Here is a 21292-nt window from a genome sequence, read left to right on the forward strand (position 1 = left end):
GGGGATAGCGGATTTCGCGGATGTCCAGGCCCGGATAGGCCCGCAGCCCCGTGGCGATCAGCAGATCCAGGGCCGGTCCCACCGGCTGGGCCGACGCAAGGGCCTTGGCCGGCGGCAGGGGGTGTTTCGGTGCGTTGCCCCCCAGTGATTCCACCATGTACCAGACGCCCGTGGCCGCGATCAGGGCCACGAACCACAGGCTCCACAACCCGGCCAGCCGATGCAGGTCACCGGATAATCTACGGCCATCCCCGCCGCGCGGCCACTTGAAGAAGCCGCGCCACCATTTCTTGTAGGTGACGATGCCGCTGATCAGCGACGCCAGCAGCAGGAAGGCCAGCGTGCAGACGATGGGCACCCCCACCTTCACCGGCAGCATCAGGTGGCGGTGCGTCTCGCGCAGGAAGCGCTGGATATTGTACCAGCCCACGACCCCCGTCACCCGGCCCGTATAGGGGTCCAGATGGATGCGGGTGGGCCGGGCGGTCCCCGTATCCATCCAGGCTTCCGCCGCGAAGCCGGGATGGGGCGGGGCATAGATCTGTTCCAGCCGCCCGCCGGGCACGGCCTCCTGCGCCGATGCGGCCAGCGTGCCCCAGGATGCCATTGGCGCATCCCGGGGCATGACCCGCATCGACGGCGTAATCAGCCAGTCCAGTTCGGCGGCGAACACGGCCAGCGTGCCTGTCGCCAGGATGAAGGTCATGAACAAGGAGAGTTTCAGCCCGGCCCAGGCATGGACCGACCACCAGACCGACCGCCCCTTCCGGGCTTTCGCCACCGTGCCTTTTGCCGCCGTCATGGGTCAGAAGGTCCGGCGCAGTTCGACGAACCAGGTGCGCGGCTCGCCGGGGAAATGGCCGTTATGGGTGGTGAAGCCGGAAGCCGCATAATGCTTGTCGAACAGGTTCTTTACCCGGAACATCGCCTCCGCGAACCCCAGGTCGGTGATGATGGAGGCATCGAAGATCGTGTAGGGCTTCACGGTCTGGCCGTTCAGGCTGAGCCGTTCCGACACATGTTCGCCGCCAAAGGCGAAACCGGTATCGATGGCAGGCACCTGATAACGGGTCCAGAACCCGACCTTGTGCCGCGGGGCGTTGGCGAAGCGGTTGCCCACGGCGTTGGTCAGGCTCTGCCCCGGCACGGTGTCCGTGATCTTGGTGTCGTTATAGCCATAATTGGCCGTGAACACCCAGTCGGGCGTGATGTCGGCCGACAGGTCCAGTTCCAGACCCTTCGCCGTCACCTCGCCCACAGGGCTCAACTGATTGACACCGTTGACGGGCGGCTTAGTGCTGTCGGTCTGCACCATGTTTTCGCGGATGATGCGGTAGATGGCGCCGTTGGCCTGGATGCGGCCACCCAGCAGCGCCGTCTTCACCCCGGCCTCCACCTGCCGGCCCGTCACCGGGTCGAAGGGACCGCCGGCATTGGTCGCCTGGCTGGCGATGGCCTGCGGTTCGAAGCTGTTGGCGAAGCTGGCATAGAGCGAGATTTCGTCCGTGGGCTTATAGATCAGGCCCGTCCGCCAAGTGTAATCACCGTCGGAGAAGTCCGCCCCGTTGACGCGGTTCAGGTCCTTGAAATGGTCGTAGCGGATGCCGGCGATGGCGATCCAGTGCGGGCCCAGACCCACCTGATCCTGCAAATAGACACCCTGGCGTTCGGCGCAGGTGTCGGTGCGGCTGAACGGCACGTTGGCTAGGTTGTAGGCGGCGCCGGAGGTCAGGCCATAGACACGGTTGGTCAGGCTGGTATCGGGCACGGGACCGCCGGCATTGCTGGCCGCCGCAGAGCGCTGCATCAGGATCGCGTCCTCGCGGTACCAGTCGCCGCCGAACAGGATCTGGTGATCCAGACCGGCCAGTTCGGTATCGGCGATGAAGTTGGCGGCCATGGCCAGGGCGTCGCTGTCACGCTTCTGGTCACGGAACTCGCGCCGCACCATGTCCAGGATGCCGTCGCGGTTGCTGTCATAGGTGCCACGCGGCTCGTGATATTGCTGCACCTCGTTGGATTTGAACCAGCGCACGCCGGCATCCATCCGGATGGCGTCGGTCAGCCTTGTGTCCAGCTTGGCCTGCAGCACGTCGGATTTCAGCTTTGAATAATCCGTCGGTTCATTGTGGTTCCAGGTGATGGGCGCCAGATAGACGCCGTCATTGGTGACGGGGATGCCGCGCAGGCGGTTGGCAGGCAGGTCCTGGTCATAATGGATGACCTGAAGCGTCAGGTTTGTCTCATCCGCCAGCTGCACGCGCAGGCTGGCATCGCCGATGGCCGTCTCGTTGCCGGCGCCGACGCGGAAACTGTCCATTTCCTCGTAATAGGCGCCGACGCGATAGGCGAAGCGGCCTTCCTCATCCATGGGGCCGGTCACCTCGGCGGCCCCGCCCAGCCGGTCGTAATTGCCGGCGAAGGCCCGCACCTCGCCCCGGAAGTCGTCCTTCGGCGTCTTGGTGACATAGTTCAGCGATCCGCCCGGTGCCGCCGGGCCGTACAGCATGCCCGCCGGCCCCTTCAGCACTTCCACCCGTTCGATATTGAACAGTTGCGGCACGGCGAAGCCGATGAACGGGTCGCCGCGCATCCCGTCATAATAGGCCTGTTCCTGGCGGAAGCCCCGGAAGGTGACCCCGGCATAGGTGAAGAAGGACAGGCCGGAAATGTTGCGGTACAGGTCCGTGACGTTGCGGGCCCCCAGATCCTTGATCAGTTCCGCGTTGATCACCTGCACCGCCTGGGGAATATCCAGGATGTTGGCGGGCACCTTGCCCACGGTGGTCTCTTCCACCCGGTAAAGCCGCTGCACGCGGCCGGTGACGATGATCTCCTCCGTCATCGTTGCCGCCTGCTCCGCCATGGCGGCCCCACCCATCAAGGTGGCGGCACAAACGCCCATCATCCACCGTGCCCGCATTTGTCCAACCCCACATGCAATTACGAATGATTTTCAAACTCGATAAAGGGTCGGGTCAATAGGGTCAACGTTCCTGTGCGGGATACATGCATGCGTGCTGGTGGGGGCCGCGCCATAGTGGCCGGCGGCGTCAATAGGGTTCGGTCAGCAGCCCGTACAGGGTTTTGACGCCGGTCTGATAATGGCCCAGGCGCAGGTTTTCATCGGCGGCGTGCTGGTTATTGTCGTTATTGACCAGTGGCAGCAGCACGACGGGCAGGTTCAGCCCTTGCACCAGGGCCGCCGTGGGGACGGTGCCGCCCATGACCGGGATGCGCAGCGGCTGCGTGCCGAAAGACCGTTGCATTGCCCTGGCCGCCCACAGCCCCACGGCACTGTCCAGCGGCGTCATCAAAGCCGCTGTGCCGGGGCCGACGGTGAGGGATGCCAGCTTGGGGTGGATCTGGCGTTGCGCGTCGGTCGGCACACCCTCGACAAGATGATAGCCTTGATCGACCAACCAGCCCCGGATCAGGCCGATCTGCCGGTCGAAGGGCGTGGCGGGGATGGTGCGGATGTCGAAGCTGGCTGTGGCCGTGGCCGGGATGATCGAGCGCTTGCTGTCGATATTTCCCGATTCCATGGCCGTGACATTCAGGGAGGGCATGTTGATCGCCTCCTGATAATTGTCACCGACGCTTTCCGGGGCGGCGATACCCAGGCTGCGGCGCATCGCGGCCTCGTCGTCGGGCACGGTGGAGAGCAGGCGACGACGCTCGGCGCTGTGGTCCACCCCATCGTAGAAACCGGGGATCAATACGCGCCCCTGACCATCCTTCATGGCGGCCAGCAGATGCCCCAGGGTGATGGCGGGGTTGGGGGCGTAGTTGCCGTAGTGTCCGCTGTGCAGTTCGCGCGCCGGGCCGAAAACCGTCAGGGTGAAGGTGCCGATGCCGCGATGACCGAAGACCAGGGTCGGGCGGTTGCTGGCATGCATGGGGCCGTCCAGCATGACCACGGCATCGGCGGCCAACCGGTCGCGGCTGGCATCGATGACACCCTTCAGGGTTGGCGATCCTTCTTCCTCCTGGCTGTCCAGGATGACCTTGATATTGATGGCCGGGCGCTTGCCTTGGGCCTTCAGTGTGTCGATGGCCGCCAGCAGCATCAGGATCGGCCCCTTGTCATCGGCGGCGGAACGGGCAAAGAGGCGCCATTCCGGATCGATCACGCCTTGCGTCAATTGTTCAAGCGGCAGGGTTTCCCATCCGCCATCCGCCGCCCTGCGCTTCAGCACCGGCAAGAACGGGTCCGGCTGATGCCAGTCGGCGGGAAAGACCGCCTGACCATCCATATGGGCATAGAACAGGATGGTCCGCGCCGATGGTCCGGCCGCATCCCATTGGGCCAGGACCATGGGGGCGTCGCCGTTGTCCAGCAGCCGGGCCGTCATGCCCCGGCGCTGAAACGCGGCCAGCGCCCAGTCGGCGTTGCGCTTGATCCCGCCATCCGCCACCTGGGCGACATTGGGAATACGCAGAAACTCCACAAATTCCGGCAGGGAGGAGCTGGTGGCGCGCATCAAGGCGCTGTCACCCGCCGACGCGGCATTGACGCTGGCCCAAGCGACCATGCCGCACAGGCACAAGGCGGACATAAAAAAGCGTGATGCGCACTTCATTCCACTTCCCCCCCCCCCTATGGCTCGTCGCCCGTCGTTTCAATGGCCCAGGAATGTCACGATGGCCTTTTGGAAGGCCGGCACCACCGGAATGACGGACTGTGCACGATTGCCCAGCACGGCAAAAGTCAGCTTCTGCTCCGGCAGGGTGAACAGAGCGGCCTGGAAACCGTTGATCGCGCCGAAATGCCCGACCGACCGGATGCCATCGCGATCCTTGCGGATCATCAGGCCGAGACCGTAATCCCCCAGGCCCGGCTGGGCCATCTGCGCAAGGTTACCGGGCGACAGCACCCGTCCCCCGATCAGCGCGCGGTTCCAGCAGATCAGGTCGCCCACCGTGGAACGCAGGGCACCCGCTGGTCCTGCCACACTGAGCGACATGATCATGGCGTTGACGGTCCCCGTCGGCGCATCCGCCGCCTTTTCGTAGCCATGAACAAGGCCTGGAACGATCATGCCATCCGTATCGATGGCCGTGTGCGTCAGGCCGAGCGGGTCCAGCAAAGCTGTGCGGATAAAGTCGGCATAGCCCTGGCCGGTTACCTTCTCGATCACCGCGCCCAACAGGAAGTAGCCGGAATTGCTGTAGCTGTAACGGCTGCCGGGCGGGAAGGTGAGCAGGTCGGGTTGGGCCAGGATGTAGGCCACCATCTCCGGTACGCTGCGTTCCAACCGTCCGTCCTTCAACCGGAATTCCGCATTGGTGTAGTTCCGCAGCCCCGATGTGTGCGCCAGCATATGGCGCAGGGTGATTTTCGTATCCGAGAATTTATCGATATAATTGGAAACAGGATCGTCGATCGACAATTTGCCCTGATCCGCCAGCAACAGGATTGCGGCCGCGGTGAATTCCTTGGTGACGGACCCGACGCGGAAGATATTGTCGGGGCGGACCGGGGTGGGGTTTTCCAGATCGGCCTGCCCATAGGCACGGGCGAACAGAATCCGGCCGGTGTCATCGGCCACGGCAACGGCATAGCCCGTGCCCATCCCGCTCCGCACCGCCCCGTTGAACAGCATATCGACCGCCCGTGTCATCAACGGGTCGGCGGGTGCCACACCCTGCGCCGGGACGGCGGGGCAGGCGCCATTCTCCACCCCGCCTGCGGCCGGGCCGGCCAGAAGCAGGGCGCAAAGCCCCGTGATCAGGAATTTCCGCATGGTTGTACTGCTCCTTCCTTGCCGGATATCTGTCAGGCCGCGATCGCGTCGAACCGGGCCGGTGAAAATGCACGGATCAGCATGTCCCGGTCGGCCTGTGACAGCCCACCTGCGTTTCCGGTCACGATATAACGGGTCAGAATCCCCTGTCCGGGGGCGGTTTGGATGCCGGAGCCGCCCTGTCCGGCCAGCCAGAAGAACCCTTCCACGCCGGAGTCGAAGCCGATGGAGGGCAGCCGGTCGGGCATGAAGGTACGCAGGCCGGCCCAGCTTGTGACGACGCGCCGGACGCTCAGCGTGGTGACGGTTTCCAGCCTGTCGACGGCCGTGGCCACGTCCAATTCCTCCGGATAGGCATCGTGCGGCGGACAGGGCGTCTCGTCGGCGGGCGAAACCATGACCTTGCCGCTTTCAGGCTTGAAGAACATGGTTTCTTCCAGATTGACAACCATGGGCCACCGCGTCACGTCCATGCCGGCGGGCGGTTCCACCAGCACGGCGGTACGACGCAGCGGCGACACGCCGGGGTCACGCGCGCCGAACAGCGTGGCGATCTGCCCCGCCCAGGCACCGCCGGCATTGATGACAACGGGCGCCTGATACGTCTGTCCGCCCGCCGTGACCTGCCAGCGCCCGCCGATACGGCGCGCCACCTCCACCTTGGCGGAAAGCTGTATCTGTCCGCCGCGTGTGCGCAGTTCCCGGATCAGGGCCGTCTGCAGCGCGTGGATATCGATATCGGCCGCCGGCTCTTCATAAAAGGCTTCGATGACGGCCTCGGGATTCAGCACCGGCAGCAGATCAGTCAGATCCTTGCCATCCAGTCGCGGATAGATAGCCCGCTTATCGTCGGGCGGCAGCGGCAGATTGTCCCATAACCGGATATGCAGCAGCCCGCGCGGATGCAGCAGTGGCCCGTCCACGGCGAAGGGTGGCGCCTCGAAACAGGGGCGGCTGATGCGCGACAGGCACTGGATATTCCGCTCCGCATAGCTGTCGGCGAACAAGGCGGCCGACCGGCCGGTGGCGTGGAAGGCGGGACTGCTTTCCTGTTCCAGCACGATCACGCGGCCGTCGAGGGAGAGTTGTTCGGCCGCCGCCAGGCCGGCCATTCCGGCACCGATGACGATAAAGTCGCATTCCGTCGCGGTGCTGCCTTGTGCATTCATTTTACCAAACACCCAGTTGTTGCGTTTGCGCGTATGATTGGCGGTGAATATGCCGATAAGAAAAATAATTGACAATAGGAATAATCGTGGCACGGTAACGACCAAGCGGACGGCAACGCCCGTCATAAGCTGAAATCGAAACAGGGGAATGATGAAGATGGTTGGGAGCAGGTGGACGGGGGCAAGGTCCTTGGCCCGTATCGGTGGATTGGCGACGGTGTCCGTTCTGGCGGTGCTGACCGGCCCGTCGGTGGCGGCGCAGGAGGCTGTGCAACTTGAAGAGATCATCGTTACCGGCACGCGTGTTGCCCGTTCCGGCTTTACCGCGCCGACTCCGACGACGGTCGTCGATATGGAGGAGCTGGCCCGCGCCGGGACGGGCAGCATTGCCGCGGCGCTGAACCAGCTTCCGGCCTTCCGGGCCACCTTCACCCCGGCGTCGCGCGTGCTGGGCACGGCCAATGTCGGCGGCAGCTTCATGGATCTGCGCGGTTTGGGCACCAACCGCACGCTGGTTCTGGTCAATGGCCGCCGGCATGTCGCGGCATCCGCCAGCGGCCAGGTGGACATCAACATGATCCCGCAGGCGCTGGTGAAGCGGGTGGATGTCGTGACGGGCGGCGCCTCTGCCGCCTGGGGCTCCGACGCGGTGTCGGGTGTGGTCAATATCGTGCTGGACGACACGTTCGAGGGCGCCAAGGCCAGCATCCAGACGGGTATCAGCGACGAAGGCGACAGTGAGGAGACGGTGGCCGCCGCCGCCTTCGGCACCGCCTTCGCCGACGGGCGCGGCCATGTCACCCTGTCGGGGGAGGCCTTCACCGGCAAGGGCATCACCAACCAGACCGATCGCGACTGGGCGCGTCAGGATTACCAGACCATTGCCAACCCGCTTTATGCGGCCGGCAACGGGCAGCCGCGCTACCTCATCGCCGCCAATGTCCACCAGACCAACCGCACCGAAGGCGGCCTGATCCTGGGGGCCGGTGTCTTGGGCGGACAGCAGTTCCTGCCCGGCGGCACCCTGGCCCCCTTCGTCCGCAGCGCGATTTCCGGTGCCGCCTATCAGGTGGGTGGGGACGGGATCAACCAGGGCAAATACAATTCGCTGGTCGCCCCCTATGACCGGCAGAACATCATGGGCACGCTGCGCTATGACCTGACGGACAATGTCCGGTTCCGGGCTGAAACCACCTATGCGGCCAGCCAGTCGATCAACGAGGTGACGCAATCCTTCAATGTCAGCGCGCCCTACACGATCACCGCGGAAAACGCCTTCCTGTCGGACAGCCTGCGCAACACCATGGTGAATAACCGGATTTCATCCTTCACCATGGGGCGCATCAATACCGATTTCGGCTTCATGACCAGTGATGTCGAAACCAACAGCTTTCGTCAGGTGGCGGGCCTTGACGGTGATTTCGGCGATGGCTGGGACTGGTCGGCCTATTACCAGTATGGCCGCACGCGCGCCAAGAATGTGCTGCATGGCAATGTGAACACGTCCAAGCTGGCCAAGGCCACGGATAGCGTCCTGGTCGGCGGCAAGGCCGTCTGCCGCGTCAATGCCGATGCATCCACGGCCAATGATGATGCCGCCTGCGTGCCGGTGAACCTGTTCGGCTATGGCTCGCCCTCGCAAGGCGCCATCGATTATTTCACCGGGGACCAGTTGTATGATGTGCGCGTGTTCCAGGACGTGGCGGCGGCCGACCTGAAGGGGGAGCCGTTCGCCACCTGGGCCGGGCCCGTATCGACCGCCGTAGGCTTCGAATACCGCAAGGAGCGGGTGAAGGTCCTGACCGACCCGGTATCGGAAGCCAGCGGCTTTCTGATCGGCAACCCCAAGGCGCTGAAGGGTAATTTTTCGGTGAAGGAAGGCTTTGCCGAAATGGTGGTGCCGCTGGCCAAGGACACGGCCTTCGCTGACGAACTGGATTTCAACGCCGCCATCCGCCTGACCGACTATTCGACCAGCGGCAGCGTCACCACCTGGAAGGTGGGCACCACCTACCGTATCACGGATGAGGTGCTGTTGCGCGGAACCCGGTCACGGGATATCCGTGCGCCCAACGTTACCGAACTGTTCACGGCTCAGGTCACGTCCTTCTCCACGGTCATCGATCCCCGGGACAACAGCTCCGCCTTCATCCCCGTCTACACCGGCGGCAACAGGAACCTGCAACCCGAAAAGGCCGATACCTTCACGGCGGGCATCGTGCTGGAGCCGGATTTTGTGCCGGGCCTGCGCCTGTCGCTGGATTATTACGATATCAGCATCGAGGGGGCGATCCAGACCCTGTCGGCCCAGGCCATCGTCACGCGCTGCCATAATGGCAACGCCGCGCTTTGTTCCCTGGTCCAGCGCAGCAGCGCCAATGCCATCACGTCGGTCTCGCCGCTCTATGTCAATCTCTCCTCGGTGAAGACGGAGGGCCTGGATCTGGAGGCTGCCTACACCATGCCTCTGGGTGACGGGCAACTGACCTCCCGCCTGCTGCTCAACTATGTGTCCCGCCTGTCGACCGATGACGGCGTGACCGCCGTGGATCGGGCCGGAGAGGTGGGGCCGGGCAACAATGGCGTGCCGCACTGGCGCAGCACGGCCAGCCTGACCTATGCCCTGGGCGGCGGTTCGGCCACCGTGCGCGGGCGCTATATCGGCGGCGGTTCCTACGACAACACCTATACGGCGGCCGACATCAACGATAACCATACCGGCAGTGTCTTCATGCTGGACCTGGCGGCGGACTATCGGCTGCCCGACATGGGTGATGTCGGCTTCCAGGTCTTTGCCAATATCAACAATGCGCTGGACCGCGATCCGCCGGTCCTGCCATCGACCTTCCAGAACGCCTTTGGCACCAACCCCATTCTCTATGACCTTGTGGGGCGGTACTTCCTGGCGGGATTGCGCGTGACCTACTGACCCGACCGGATTGCCGGGCCGCCATCGGGCGGCCCGGCTTATACCATGTCCCGGTGATCACAACCGATCCCCGGACCTCAATCGCCGGCGCCAACATCCGTTGGCTTGGCTACGCGGCATGTGCCGCGCGGCGGCAGTCGCCGCCGAACCAGTTCCCGATGAGTTCTGCTCACCGGGAACTGGTATTAAAGAGGAGGATATCCATGATGCGCATGTCCATGATCAGGGCTTTGCTGCTGTGTGGAACGATGATGGCGGGTCTGGGGGGGGGCGGTGCGGCGACGGCTGCCGATGCCGCCTATGACGTCATCGTCCGTAACGGCATGGTGGCTGACGGTTCCGGTGCCCCCCTGCTGCGCGCCGATGTCGGCATCAAGGGTGGCTATGTGCTGGCAGTGGGTGACCTGTCCGCCGCCACGGCCGGCCGGGTGATCGATGCCAAGGGCCTGTATGTGGCGCCCGGCTTCATCAATGCCCATGATCATTCCCTGCCGGCCGCCCTGGCCACGGCAACCAACATGTTGCAGCAGGGCGTGACGACGGAAATCATGAATGCCGACGGGGCGGGGGAGACCGACATCCGCCGGCAGCTCGACACATATGCCGCTCCCGGCCTGGCGGTGAATATCGGTGCCCAGATCGGTTTCAACGCCGTCTGGACCGAAATCGTGGGGCGGTCGGATACGCGGCCCAGCGAGGGGCAGATCAAGACCATGGGCGACATGCTGGTCGCCCAGATGCGGGCCGGCGCCTGGGGCGTCTCCTCCGGACTGGATTACAAGCCGGCCTATTTCGCCCGCCCGGCAGAGGTGACGGCCATCGTCAAGCCCGTCGCCCCCTGGCGCACCTATTTCCAGAACCACGAAAAACTGAGCCCGGAAAACAATTTCTCTTCCGTTGCCGGCATGCGGGAAACGGTGGATATCGCGACCGGGGCCGGGCTGCTGCCCGTCATCACCCACATGAAGCTGCAGGGCCATGAACAGGGCAAGGCGCCGTTCATGCTGGCCGAATTCTCCGAAGCCCGGGCCAAGGGTCAGGAACGCGGCATCGACGTCTATCCCTATCTGGCCGGTGCCAGCACCCTGACGGGGCTGACGGTGCCGGGCTGGGCCATGGATGGCGGCTATCCGAAGTTTGTGGCCCGCGTCAAGGACCCGGCGATCCGGGCCAAGGTGGCGGTGGAGATCGAACAGGCCATCAATGCGCGCTTCACCGGCCCGGAGGACATGTGGATCCTGGATGCCGAGATCAAGCTGAGCGACGCAATGCGCCAGCGGGGCGCCGGGATGGGGGAAACGGTCATCCAGTTGCTGGAGCAGGCCGACATGCGTGGCATCTTCAAATTCGGCAAGGAAGAGGATCTGGAGGCCATCCTGCGCTATCCCACGGCGTCCATCGCCTGTGATTGCGGGGCGCTGCCCGACAGCGGTCTGTCGGCCAATGGCCGTTTTCCGCATCCGCGCTTCTATGGCTCCTTCCCGCGCGTTCTGGGCCACTATGTCCGTGAACGGGGCGTGTTGAGCTGGGAGGATGCCATCCGCAAGATGACGGGCCTGCCGGCCTCCATGATCGGCATGGTCGACCGGGGTTATCTGGCGCCCGGCATGGCGGCCGATCTGGCGATCTTCAACCCCGCCACCATCATCGACAAGGCCGATTACGCCAATCCGACAGCCCCGTCGGTCGGGATCGATTATGTGCTGGTCAATGGTGTGGTGGCTGTGGAAGGCGGCAAGCCGACACGTGCCAAGGCCGGGGGCGTCCTGCTGCGCGCGCCCGACATGCCGGCGCGCATCGATCATCCGGGGGAGCGCGAGGCGGTCGGCAAGGCTGCCCTCACCGCCGTGGACGGCACCCGCAGCGGCACCCTGTCCCTGGATTACGCCGTGGCGCAGGGGGCGGATGAGCATGCGGTCAAGGGCCATCTGCGCGTGACGGGACCGGGCGGGCATGTCGTGCTGGAAGCCCGCACCCTGGGCCGACTGCAGACGGCACCGGGTTGGGCGGGTGTGACCGGGGTGGTGCAGGACCATGAAGGTCGCAAGCAGGCCTTCACCATGATCAGCGACGAAAGCAACCCGACGGCGCCGAAGGGCCAGCGGAGCTTCTCCCTCTATCTGGACGGCAAGCTGACTTACCAATCGGCGCCATAGGCGCGGCCGGCGGGGCAGCAAAAACAAAAAGGGGTGGGCGGCTTTCAAGGCCGTCCACCCCCTTTTCATTCGGGGCCGTCCTTCGTTACGGCTGTGGTTCCTTGCCGGAGCTGCACACCGTCATGAAGCGGCACGGCTCTTCCGACACGGAAATATAGGCGTGGCCCATGGAGCTGTCGAAATACATGCTCTGGCCGGCCTTCAGCCGCGTCGGCTCGTAGAATTCAGTGTAGACATCCATCTCGCCGGACAGGATGAACAGGAATTCCTGGCCGGGATGGCGCATCAGCGGCCCGAACTCGGCCAGACTGCGCGCCGTCGTCCGGCCCAGGATCGGCACCATGTCCTTGTGGGAGAAGTTGGGGCACAGGTACCAATATTCGTACCATTGCGTCTTGACGTAGGTCCCCCCCTCCACATCCGACATGTCGCGCCGGCCGGTGATGGCGGGGCGGGAGCCGCCGCCGCCACCCTGTGCGTCTTCCCCGGAGAACAGGGCCGACAGTTCCACGTCCAGCCCCTCGGCCAACTGGATCAGCTTGTCATAGGTCATCGACATCTGGCCGTTCTCCACCTTTGAAATGGTGGAGCCGCTCAGGCCCGCCCGGCCGGCGACATCGGCAATGCGCAGTTTCTTGGCGGTGCGGATCGCCTTCACGCGCTGGCCAAGCAATGTCGTATGGTTGATCGTCATCTATTCACCGGATTTTCGACTTCGGGATTTCCTATCATAAACACGAAATTCCGCAAGCCGCAGACGGATCAGCCATCCATCCGGGTGCCACGCAGCAGGCGGGCCAACCCGACTGTCACCAGCGGCAGGACAAAAACGCCCAGGAACAGCAGAGCCAGGAAACGGTATCCGTTGGCGATCAGCGTGACCAGTCCGAAACGGTCGGCGATGAACATGCATCCGACCAGCAAGCCCGCCGCGATCAGTCCACGTCCCCCCGCGCCAAGCGTGCGGCCGCGCCGGGCCTGCCAGACCCCGGCGATACGTTCATTGACGGCATGGATGGCGCCGGTACCGCTTTCCAGCAGGGCCGTGAAGATCATGAACTGGAACAGCAGATGGAAAGCCGGCATGTCCAGCTTGCGCAGCATGAAATCGGACGGCAGCGTCTCGTTCATGATGGTGGGATAGAAACCGACCATGCAGACAAAGAACAGCAGGGCAGGGGCCATGGCCAGCGGTCCCGCGACCAGGCCGGCGATGACGGCATCGCGCCGGCTGGTCATATGGCGCAGGACCGGCAGGATCATCACGGCCCCGGCCACATTATAGGCGGCATAGGTGATGCCCCCCATGGCCCAGCCGTCGGCCGGAACCTGGATCGTGAAATTCTGTGCGATCTGGTCACCGAAGGAGGACAGGGCCAGCAGCAGGAACAGGGCATAGACGCCATAGAGCAGGAACGAGACATATTTGAACAAGGCCTCGACCGCCATGTTGCCAAAGGCTGCGAAACCCGCCATGGACAGGGCCAGCAGCAGGGTGCCCGCCAGTTTCGGCCAACCGAACAGGGCCGCCCCCATCTCCCCCGCCGTGGCGCCGAAGACGGACAACAGCAACACGACCAGCAGCAGATAGGCGATTTCGAACAGCACCCAGCCCGGTCCCAGCAACCGGGCAAAGAAGCTGCGGTAATCCAGCGCGCCGACGGTACGGGCAAAGGCGAAGGTCAGGGCGGCAAGCCCGCCCCACATCACGGTCGCCAGCAGCATGCCGCCCACGCCGCCCCATGGCCCGGCCGGCATGAAGAATTCGACCAGTTCCCGCCCCGTGGCATAACCGCCGCCGATGACCACGGCCTTGAAGGCAAATCCCGGCAGCAGGAAACGCTGAAACCAACTCGGGCCTGTTCTCATATTCATTAAAACCCTCCGCCATCACGGCCGGTCATGGCTGACCAGAGCCCGCATCCCCCATTACACCTGATCGGGAATATCATCATTCCTATAGGAAATAAATATTCTTTTAATGCTCATGCTGGCGGTGCGGGCGTGGAATCCGGGGCATGTCGTACCTGTCCAGGCCCGGTTCTCGGGTGACCAGAAACCGTTTCGCAGATGCCCCCTTTTGACGAGTGCCGGGTGGTGGACGCCATCGGCATATAAATATTCCATATGGAAGATTTTTATATATAATAAAGTTCACATGGAACAATATCGCCGGCACACGACCCGGCGGTCGCATAGGGGGGACCGGATTATGGGTGTCTCGTCAGTCGACGACATTTATGGCGCTTCCAGCCGTCGCCAGACGCTGGGGGATATGCTGCGCCGCACGGCCATGCGCTTTCCCGACAAGCTGGCGATCGGGTTCCAGGATGATGACTGGACCTATGCGCGGCTGGACAGTCTGGTCGATGATCTGGCGGCCGGCCTTCTTGGCGCCGGGGTGAAGCCGGGTGATCGCGTTGCCTTGATGTCGCGCAACAATCACTGGTTCGTGGCGCTTCGCTTCGCGGTCGCCCGTGCGGGCGCCATCCTGGTTCCGATCAATTTCATGCTCACCGTGGATGATGTCGCCTATATCCTGGACCACAGCGGAAGCTCGGTATTGTTCACCGACGCATCCTGTGAAGCCACGGCATTGGCTGCCGCCGACCGTGTCGGTCTGGCTCGTCGATATGGTCTTCCCGGCGGGGATGGGGCCGGCGGCTCGCGGCTGGCGGAGAGTTTCGACAGCCTGCTGGACACGGGCGCGCCGTTTCCGGACCCCGCCGCCGTGGATGCCCGCTCCATCGCGCAAATCATCTATACCAGCGGCACCGAATCCCGGCCCAAGGGCGCGATGCTCAGCCATGAAGCACTGATGTGGCAGTATCAGAGCTGCATCGTCGATTGCGGCTGGTCGCCCGATGCCATGACCCTGAACGTACTGCCGCTGTTCCATTGCGCCCAGTTGGATGCTTTCCTGGGGCCGTCATTGCATATGGGGGCCAGCAACATCATCGCCGCGTCGCCGGCGCCCGATATCGTGCTGCCCCTGATCGAACGGCATGCCATCACTTCCTTCTTTGCGCCGCCGACCGTGTGGATCGCGCTGTTGCGTTCCCCGCTGTTCGACCCGGCGAAGCTGTCCAGCCTGACCCACGGCTATTACGGTGCTTCGATCATGCCGGTGGAGGTGTTGCGCGAATTGCGGCGGCGGCTTCCGGGGGTGAGCCTGTGGAACTGCTATGGCCAGACGGAGATCGCGCCCCTGGCGGCGGTGTTGCAGCCCCGGGACCAGGAGCGCAAGGCCGGTGCCGCCGGCCGCCCCGTCCTGCATGTCGAAACCCGTATCGTGGACGACGCCATGCAGGATGTTCCGCGCGGACAGGTGGGAGAGATCGTACACCGGTCGCCGCAATTGATGACCGCCTATTGGCGCGACCCGCAACGCACGGCGGAGGCCTTTGCGGGCGGCTGGTTCCATAGCGGCGACCTGGGGATCATGGACGATGAAGGGTACATCACCGTCGTCGACCGCAAGAAGGACATGATCAAGACCGGTGGAGAGAATGTCGCCTCACGTGAAGTGGAGGAGGCGATCTATATTCACCCCGCCGTGTCGGAGGTGGCCGTGGTGGGCACGCCGCATCCACGCTGGATCGAGGCGGTGACGGCCTTCATCGTGCCCAAGGCAGGCATGGACTTGACCACAGCCGAGATATTGGACCATTGCGCGGCCCATCTGGCGGGCTTCAAGGCGCCCAAGCGTGTGGTCTTTGTGGAGAGTTTGCCCCGCAATGCCAGCGGCAAGATCCTGAAGCGCGACCTGCGGCAACGCGTGGCCGAAGACTGACCTCTCCCTGATCCCCCATTTCCGGAGGTAGCATGAACGCGGACGCATCGGGCGCCGCGACCGGGACGCTGCGCGCCTGGTCGATGGTGGCCATCCTGTCGATCCTCTATGTCGTTTCCTTTGTCGACCGTTTTGTGCTGGGCCTGCTGGTCGGGCCGCTGAAGACCGATCTGGGTGTCTCGGATATGCAGATCGGCTTCCTGTTCGGCACGGCCTTCGCAGTATTTTACGGGATCGTCGGTATTCCCGTCGCGCGGCTGGCAGACAGGGGGGATCGCCGCCGGCTGATCCTGGCCGGCGTTGTGCTCTGGTCCTGCTGCACGATCATGTCCGGCTTCAGTTCCACCTTCCTGGCCCTGGTGCTGCTGCGCATCGGTCTGGCGGTGGGAGAGGCGGTGCTGACGCCGGCGACATATTCGCTGATCGGCGATCTGCTGCCAAAGGAAAGGCGGGGACTGGCGGCCAGCATTTACAATGCCTGCGGCATGGTCGGCGCGTCGGGCGCCTATGTCGTGGCGGCGCTGGCCATCGGCTGGATTTATGCCGTGGAGCCGTCGGGTGAGCTGGCGGGCATGAAGCTCTGGCAGGTGGTCTTCGTCATGGTCGGGATGCCGGGACTGGTGCTGGCCATCCTGTTCGCGCTGGTGGCGCGGGAGCCGGCCCGCAAGACCACGGCGGGATCGGACGGGGTGCCCGGACTGCGCGCCGTCATGCGCTATGCCACCGGCAATGCCCGGCTCTATTTCGCCCTGTTCATGGGGGCGGGATGCCTGCAGATCATGACCAACGCCTATATGGCCTGGGGCCCGACCTTCCTGTCGCGCAGCTTCGGCATGCCGGTGGCCGAGGCCGGGCGCACCTATGGCCTGTTCAACATGCTGGCGCTGGTGGGCGGCACCATCCTGGTGCCGATGCTGACCCGCCGGCTGAAACGGCCGGACGCCCTGCCGCTGGTATCGGCGGGCTGTGGCATCGTGGGGGGCGCCTTCTGTCTGGTGGCGCCGCTGCAGACGACATCGACAGGGTTTCTGGTCATGGCCTGGGCGGGGCTGTTCCTGGCTGGTGGTGGGGGCAACAATGTGCTGGCCGCCATCCATGCCATCGTGCCGCGCCCGATGCAGGCCACGATGACGGCCCTGCTGCTGATCTGCATGAGCACGCTGGCACTGGGCGTCGGGCCGCTGGCCGCCGCCTTCTTCGCTGGCCTGGCCGATGGGGCGGGCAATCCGCTGGCGGTCGGCCTGATGCTGGTCTGCGTGATGGCGACAAGCGTCGGCGTGGGGTTGTTCGCCCTGGCCCGTAAGCCCGTCGCAGCCTATGTTGGGTCGAATTGATGGAAAAAATATCTTGCCAAATTATTCCATCTGTATAATTTGAGTTGGCAAGAAATCCAAACAATCCGGGGAGGATCGAATGACGGCATGGCCCTATGCCGCCACGATCTCTAGCGCCAGCCTGCATGAAGCGGCTGGGCGACGTGGCGCGCTGCCATCTTCCATCAAGCCGATCGACCGGCGGATGAGTGTTGAAGGGCCGGCCCTGCCGGTCCGTTGCCCGCCGGGCGACAATCTGTGGATCCACCGCGCCCTGGCCCAGGTGAAGCCGGGCGATGTGCTGGTGGTGGAATGCGGACCGGGGACAGAGTTCGGTTACTGGGGTGAGATCATGGCGACATCCGCCATCGCGCTCGGTGCCGCCGGTCTGGTCATCACCGGCGGCGTGCGTGACAGCCTGCAACTGATCGACCTGGGCCTTCCCACCTTTGCCGGGGCCATCTGCATCCAGGGTACCGGCAAGGACCCCGGGGGTGATGGCGCCGTGGGGGAGCCGGTGCGCATCGGTGCCGTCACCGTGCGGCGCGGCGATCTGGTCGTGGGGGATGCTGACGGCGTCATCATCCTGCCGGCGGCGGACGCTCCCGCCCTGGTCCAGGCGGCGCGCGACCGCGACGCCAAGGAAGCCGGGATTCTGGAGCGTGTCCGGGCCGGCGCCCTGACGCTCGATGTCTACAAACTTTGAGGAAGGGGAGGTAACTCCGTGATCATCGACGTCCATTCCCATCTCTGGGCGCCACCGGAATTTAATGCCGGGGGCATGATGCTGGTCGGCAGCGACGGCCATTATTCCGGGATGGAGCCGAAAATCTCCGATGACCGGTATCTCGACTATCTCCAGACCCTGTTCAAGGCGCTGGACATGGTGGGAACCGATTTTCAGATGGTCTCGCCCCGGCCCTTCACCATGCTTCATTCACGGGGGAGCCGGCTGGTCGATATCTGGACCCGCTGGACCAACAATGCCATCGCCCAGCAGGTACGCCTGGCCCCGACCCGGTTCGCTGGCATGGCCGGCCTGCCGCAGGTCCCCGGCGAGCCCATCGAGCGCGTGTTTCCGGAAATGGAGCGCTGCATCAAGGAACTGGGCTTCAACTCCATCCTGATCAATCCCGATCCGGCGGAGGGGACGGGGTACGTGCCGCCCATGGGCGATCCCTACTGGTATCCGCTCTATGAGAAGATGTGCGAGCATGATGTGCCCGGCCTGATCCATGCCTGTTCCTGCTGCAACGGCCGGGAAACCTATGCCAACCACTTCATCACGGAACATTCCATCGCACTGTTGTCGATGATCAAGGCCGGGGTGATGCAGCGCTTCCCCAAGCTGAAAATCATCGTGGCGCATGGTGGCGGTTCCGTCCCCTATCAGATCGGCCGCTGGCGGGCAGAGCGTGGGGCTTTCCCGGATCTGGGCAAGGACGGGGTGCAGGGTAAGCTGTCGGAAACGCCAGGCAGTTTCGACGACGCGTTGCGTGCCTTCCATTTCGACACCTGCCTGCACTCGCCCCTGTCGGTGGAACTGCTGTTGAAGGTGGTGGGCACGGACAATGTCTGCTTCGGCACTGAACGTATCGGCAGCGGCAGCCAGATCAATCCCGACACCGGTCGTTCCTATGACGACATGAAGCCGGACATCGAGGCCATGGGCTTCCTGACCGACGCCGATCGCCACAAGATTTTCGAGGGCAATGCCCGCCGCCTGTTCAACGGACTGCCAGGGTGACCTATGGCTGAAATCGTGCTGGGGCTGGCCGCCTCCCACAGCCCGCTGCTGACCATCGACTGGAGCGAATGGCAGCATCGGGCCCAGGCCGACCTTGCCAATGAACAACTGAATCTGTCCGACGGACGGTTCGTTTCCTATGCGCAACTGCGGGCGGAACGGGGTGACGCCTATGCCGCCATCGCCACGCCGCAGGCGTTCGAGGCGGCGGCTGTGCGCTGTCAGGCCGGGCTGGACCGGCTTGCCGACGCGCTGGCCGCGGCCGCCCCCGATGTCGTGATGGTGATCGGCGACGATCAGGGGGAATTGTTCCCGCTGTCCAACACGCCCGCCATCTCCGTCTATTACGGAGCGGAGATCGCCACCAACGATGTCTGGGGCCGCGATGACAAGCCGGCCTGGATGCATCAGATGGCCAAGGGTTACGCCATGGACCGGGTGCATCGTTTTCCCGGTGCGCCCGAACTGGCCCGTGACGTGATCGCCGGCCTGATCCGGCGCCATGTCGATATCGGGGCGGCGTCGAAGGTGGATGATCCCGTGAAGGCCGGGTTTGGCCATGCCTTCGGCTTCGTGGCGGAGCGGCTGTTCCGTGAACGGGCCATTCCCATGCTGCCCGTGCTGCTGAACACCTATTTCCCACCCAATGTGATGATGGCGTCGCGGGCCTTCGATATCGGCCGCCTGCTACGCGCCGCGATCGAGGAAAGCCCATCCGACGCACGGGTGGCGGTTGTCGCCTCCGGCGGCCTGTCGCATTTTGTGGTGGATGAGGAACTGGACCGGCAGGTGTTGGCGGGGCTGGAGCCGGGCCGCGACGCCCTGCTGCGGTCCATCCCGCCCGAGGCGCTGAATTCCGGGTCGTCGGAGATCCTGAACTGGGTGATGAGCGCGGGGGCCGCCGACCATCTGCCCCTGTCCTGGACCGAATATGAACCCATCCGGCGCACGCCGGCCGGCACCGGCATCGGCGTCGGCTTCGCGGCCTGGGGGGCGTGAAAAATGGAGGAGACGATGGGTACTGCACGGCGCAGCATCAATGTCGAGGGGTTCAACCATGGGGCACAGCCGATCCCGGCGGCATCCCGCGTGGGCGGGCTGGTGGCCACGGGCGGCATCTATGGGCTGGACCCGGAAACGGGCAAACTGCCCGACGACGTGGCCGAGCAGGCGCGGCTGATGTTCTGGCAATTGGAACGGGTGCTGGCGGCGGCCGGAGCCGGTCTGGGCGACATTGCCCGCATGACCATCTATGCCAAGGTGCCGGAAGCACGGGCGGCCGTGAACGCGGAATGGCTGAAAGCCTTCCCGGATGAGGCATCGCGCCCGGCCCGCCATACGCTGACCTATGAGCATCTGCCCGCCAACATGCTGGTGCAGTGCGACGCCATCGCCATGGTGACCGACCATGGCTGATCCGGAGATTGTGAAGCAGCTGATGCGGTTCGACAGTTGCACCGTGTCGGACGCGCTGGACAAGCTGGGTCTGACCGGTGCCGTCATCGGCCTGTCGCCGCTGACCCTGCCGGGGCGGCGGGTAGCGGGCCGGGCCGTGACGGTGAAGCTGGGCGCCCCCCTGCCGGACCTGCCCAAGCGCCATCTGGGCGCGGGGGCGGTGATGGCGGCAGAGGCCGGCGATATCATCGTCGTCGAACATCGCGGGCGCACCGACGTCTCGGGCTGGGGCGGCTTGCTCAGCCGTGGGGCGGTGGGCAAGGGCGTGGCGGCGGTGATCGTCGACGGCGCCTGCCGCGACGTGGATGAAAGCCGCGATCTGGGCCTGCCCGTCTTTGCCCGTGCGCCCGTACCGGTCACGGCGCGCGGCCGCGTGGCCGAACATGATTTCAATTGCCCGGTCACCATTGCCGGGCTGGCCGTTTCACCCGGCGACTGGCTGGTGGCCGATGGCAGCGGTGTGGTCTTCATCCCGGCGGCAAGGCTGGAACAGGTGATCGCCGCAGCCGAGGACATCCTGGCGCGGGAAACCCTGATGGCCCGCGACATCGATGCCGGCGTGCCCATCGGTGACGTGATGGGGGCGAATTACGAGGATATGCTGAAGAAGCCGGAGACTGCGAATGTCTGATCAACAATGGGCCGAACGGCTGAAGAAGGTCGGCGTGACGGCCCTGTCCGACGCGCTGGACAAGCTGGGTATCGCGGGCCAGGCCGTGGGCATCATGCCCGTGGCCCGCACCATGCGCTTTGCCGGTCCCGCCTTCACCATCCGGATGCTGCCCGTGGGCCTGACGGGTGGGGTGGTCGGTGACTATATCGATGACGTGGCGCCGGGTTCCGTTGTCGTCATCGACAATGACGGGCGGCCGGACCAGACGGTCTGGGGCGATATCCTGACCTTCGTCGCTCATGCCAAGGTCATTGCCGGCACCGTCATCGACGGGGTGTGCCGCGACAGCGACCGTTGTGTGGAACTGGGC

Annotated in this window: 17 protein-coding genes; 10 read left to right on the forward strand and 7 right to left on the reverse strand. The window is 64.5% G+C overall.

Annotation, left to right across the window (positions count from 1 at the left end):
- The 5 genes from KBA48_RS25035 to KBA48_RS25055 form a co-directional block, all read right to left on the reverse strand.
- A partial coding sequence (locus tag KBA48_RS25035; protein ID WP_292911435.1) for a PepSY domain-containing protein occupies window positions 1-802 on the reverse strand: 802 nt, incomplete at its 3' end.
- Between the two features lie 3 nt (window positions 803-805).
- Window positions 806-2923, reverse strand: a complete 2118-nt coding sequence (locus tag KBA48_RS25040) for a TonB-dependent siderophore receptor (protein WP_292911436.1) — start codon at window positions 2921-2923, stop codon at window positions 806-808.
- A gap of 130 nt (window positions 2924-3053) precedes the next feature.
- Window positions 3054-4583: a M20/M25/M40 family metallo-hydrolase gene (locus KBA48_RS25045; RefSeq protein WP_292911437.1), complete on the reverse strand. Its 1530-nt coding sequence runs from the start codon at window positions 4581-4583 to the stop codon at window positions 3054-3056.
- 39 nt (window positions 4584-4622) lie between these two features.
- On the reverse strand, window positions 4623-5747 hold the full coding sequence (locus tag KBA48_RS25050) for a serine hydrolase (protein WP_292911438.1): 1125 nt from the start codon (window positions 5745-5747) through the stop codon (window positions 4623-4625).
- Between the two features lie 32 nt (window positions 5748-5779).
- Window positions 5780-6916: an FAD-binding oxidoreductase gene (locus tag KBA48_RS25055; protein WP_292911439.1), complete on the reverse strand. Its 1137-nt coding sequence runs from the start codon at window positions 6914-6916 to the stop codon at window positions 5780-5782.
- Window positions 6917-7106: 190 nt separating this feature from the next.
- Between KBA48_RS25055 and KBA48_RS25060 the strand changes: the two genes are divergently transcribed.
- A complete protein-coding gene (locus KBA48_RS25060) occupies window positions 7107-9845 on the forward strand; it encodes a TonB-dependent siderophore receptor (protein WP_292911440.1) in 2739 nt (912 codons plus the stop codon).
- Between the two features lie 203 nt (window positions 9846-10048).
- Window positions 10049-12001, forward strand: a complete 1953-nt coding sequence (locus KBA48_RS25065; RefSeq protein WP_292911441.1) for an amidohydrolase family protein — start codon at window positions 10049-10051, stop codon at window positions 11999-12001.
- An 85-nt stretch (window positions 12002-12086) separates the two neighbouring features.
- Here KBA48_RS25065 and KBA48_RS25070 read toward each other — a convergent pair whose 3' ends face one another.
- Window positions 12087-12695, reverse strand: a complete 609-nt coding sequence (locus KBA48_RS25070; protein WP_292911442.1) for a helix-turn-helix domain-containing protein — start codon at window positions 12693-12695, stop codon at window positions 12087-12089.
- 68 nt (window positions 12696-12763) lie between these two features.
- The gene (locus KBA48_RS25075; RefSeq protein WP_292911443.1) at window positions 12764-13876 is read right to left on the reverse strand and encodes a hypothetical protein; all 1113 of its coding nucleotides are present in this window, start codon (window positions 13874-13876) and stop codon (window positions 12764-12766) included.
- A 337-nt stretch (window positions 13877-14213) separates the two neighbouring features.
- Between KBA48_RS25075 and KBA48_RS25080 the strand changes: the two genes are divergently transcribed.
- The 8 genes from KBA48_RS25080 to KBA48_RS25115 all read left to right on the forward strand — a co-directional run.
- Window positions 14214-15794 carry an acyl-CoA synthetase gene (locus tag KBA48_RS25080; RefSeq protein ID WP_292911444.1) on the forward strand — a complete coding sequence of 527 codons (1581 nt, stop codon included), beginning with the start codon at window positions 14214-14216 and terminating at the stop codon, window positions 15792-15794.
- A 32-nt stretch (window positions 15795-15826) separates the two neighbouring features.
- Window positions 15827-17128: an MFS transporter gene (locus tag KBA48_RS25085; RefSeq protein ID WP_292911445.1), complete on the forward strand. Its 1302-nt coding sequence runs from the start codon at window positions 15827-15829 to the stop codon at window positions 17126-17128.
- A 79-nt stretch (window positions 17129-17207) separates the two neighbouring features.
- A complete protein-coding gene (locus KBA48_RS25090; RefSeq protein WP_292911446.1) occupies window positions 17208-17813 on the forward strand; it encodes a 4-hydroxy-4-methyl-2-oxoglutarate aldolase in 606 nt (201 codons plus the stop codon).
- 18 nt (window positions 17814-17831) lie between these two features.
- Window positions 17832-18854: an amidohydrolase family protein gene (locus KBA48_RS25095; protein ID WP_292911447.1), complete on the forward strand. Its 1023-nt coding sequence runs from the start codon at window positions 17832-17834 to the stop codon at window positions 18852-18854.
- A gap of 3 nt (window positions 18855-18857) precedes the next feature.
- Window positions 18858-19853, forward strand: a complete 996-nt coding sequence (locus tag KBA48_RS25100; RefSeq protein ID WP_292911448.1) for a hypothetical protein — start codon at window positions 18858-18860, stop codon at window positions 19851-19853.
- 3 nt (window positions 19854-19856) lie between these two features.
- On the forward strand, window positions 19857-20270 hold the full coding sequence (locus KBA48_RS25105; RefSeq protein WP_292911449.1) for a RidA family protein: 414 nt from the start codon (window positions 19857-19859) through the stop codon (window positions 20268-20270).
- A complete protein-coding gene (locus tag KBA48_RS25110; RefSeq protein ID WP_292911450.1) occupies window positions 20263-20940 on the forward strand; it encodes a hypothetical protein in 678 nt (225 codons plus the stop codon). Before KBA48_RS25105 ends, KBA48_RS25110 begins: the two co-directional genes overlap by 8 nt.
- Window positions 20933-21292, forward strand: a 360-nt coding sequence (locus KBA48_RS25115; RefSeq protein WP_292911451.1) for an RraA family protein, incomplete at its 3' end; no start/stop codon positions are given. The genes KBA48_RS25110 and KBA48_RS25115, both read left to right, overlap by 8 nt.

Origin of the sequence: Niveispirillum sp. (assembly GCF_017996735.1) — a bacterium.
Lineage (GTDB): Bacteria > Pseudomonadota > Alphaproteobacteria > Azospirillales > Azospirillaceae > Niveispirillum.

Coding starts and splice junctions, on each gene's coding strand:
- KBA48_RS25050 (WP_292911438.1), bottom strand. CDS start 5,747: ATGCGGAAATTCCTGATCACGGGGCTTTGCGCCCTGCTTCTGGCCGGC.
- KBA48_RS25080 (WP_292911444.1), top strand. CDS start 14,214: ATGGGTGTCTCGTCAGTCGACGACATTTATGGCGCTTCCAGCCGTCGC.
- KBA48_RS25090 (WP_292911446.1), top strand. CDS start 17,208: ATGACGGCATGGCCCTATGCCGCCACGATCTCTAGCGCCAGCCTGCAT.
- KBA48_RS25085 (WP_292911445.1), top strand. CDS start 15,827: ATGAACGCGGACGCATCGGGCGCCGCGACCGGGACGCTGCGCGCCTGG.
- KBA48_RS25100 (WP_292911448.1), top strand. CDS start 18,858: ATGGCTGAAATCGTGCTGGGGCTGGCCGCCTCCCACAGCCCGCTGCTG.
- KBA48_RS25040 (WP_292911436.1), bottom strand. CDS start 2,923: ATGCGGGCACGGTGGATGATGGGCGTTTGTGCCGCCACCTTGATGGGT.
- KBA48_RS25075 (WP_292911443.1), bottom strand. CDS start 13,876: ATGAATATGAGAACAGGCCCGAGTTGGTTTCAGCGTTTCCTGCTGCCG.
- KBA48_RS25045 (WP_292911437.1), bottom strand. CDS start 4,583: ATGAAGTGCGCATCACGCTTTTTTATGTCCGCCTTGTGCCTGTGCGGC.
- KBA48_RS25055 (WP_292911439.1), bottom strand. CDS start 6,916: ATGAATGCACAAGGCAGCACCGCGACGGAATGCGACTTTATCGTCATC.
- KBA48_RS25070 (WP_292911442.1), bottom strand. CDS start 12,695: ATGACGATCAACCATACGACATTGCTTGGCCAGCGCGTGAAGGCGATC.
- KBA48_RS25110 (WP_292911450.1), top strand. CDS start 20,263: ATGGCTGATCCGGAGATTGTGAAGCAGCTGATGCGGTTCGACAGTTGC.
- KBA48_RS25065 (WP_292911441.1), top strand. CDS start 10,049: ATGATGCGCATGTCCATGATCAGGGCTTTGCTGCTGTGTGGAACGATG.
- KBA48_RS25105 (WP_292911449.1), top strand. CDS start 19,857: ATGGAGGAGACGATGGGTACTGCACGGCGCAGCATCAATGTCGAGGGG.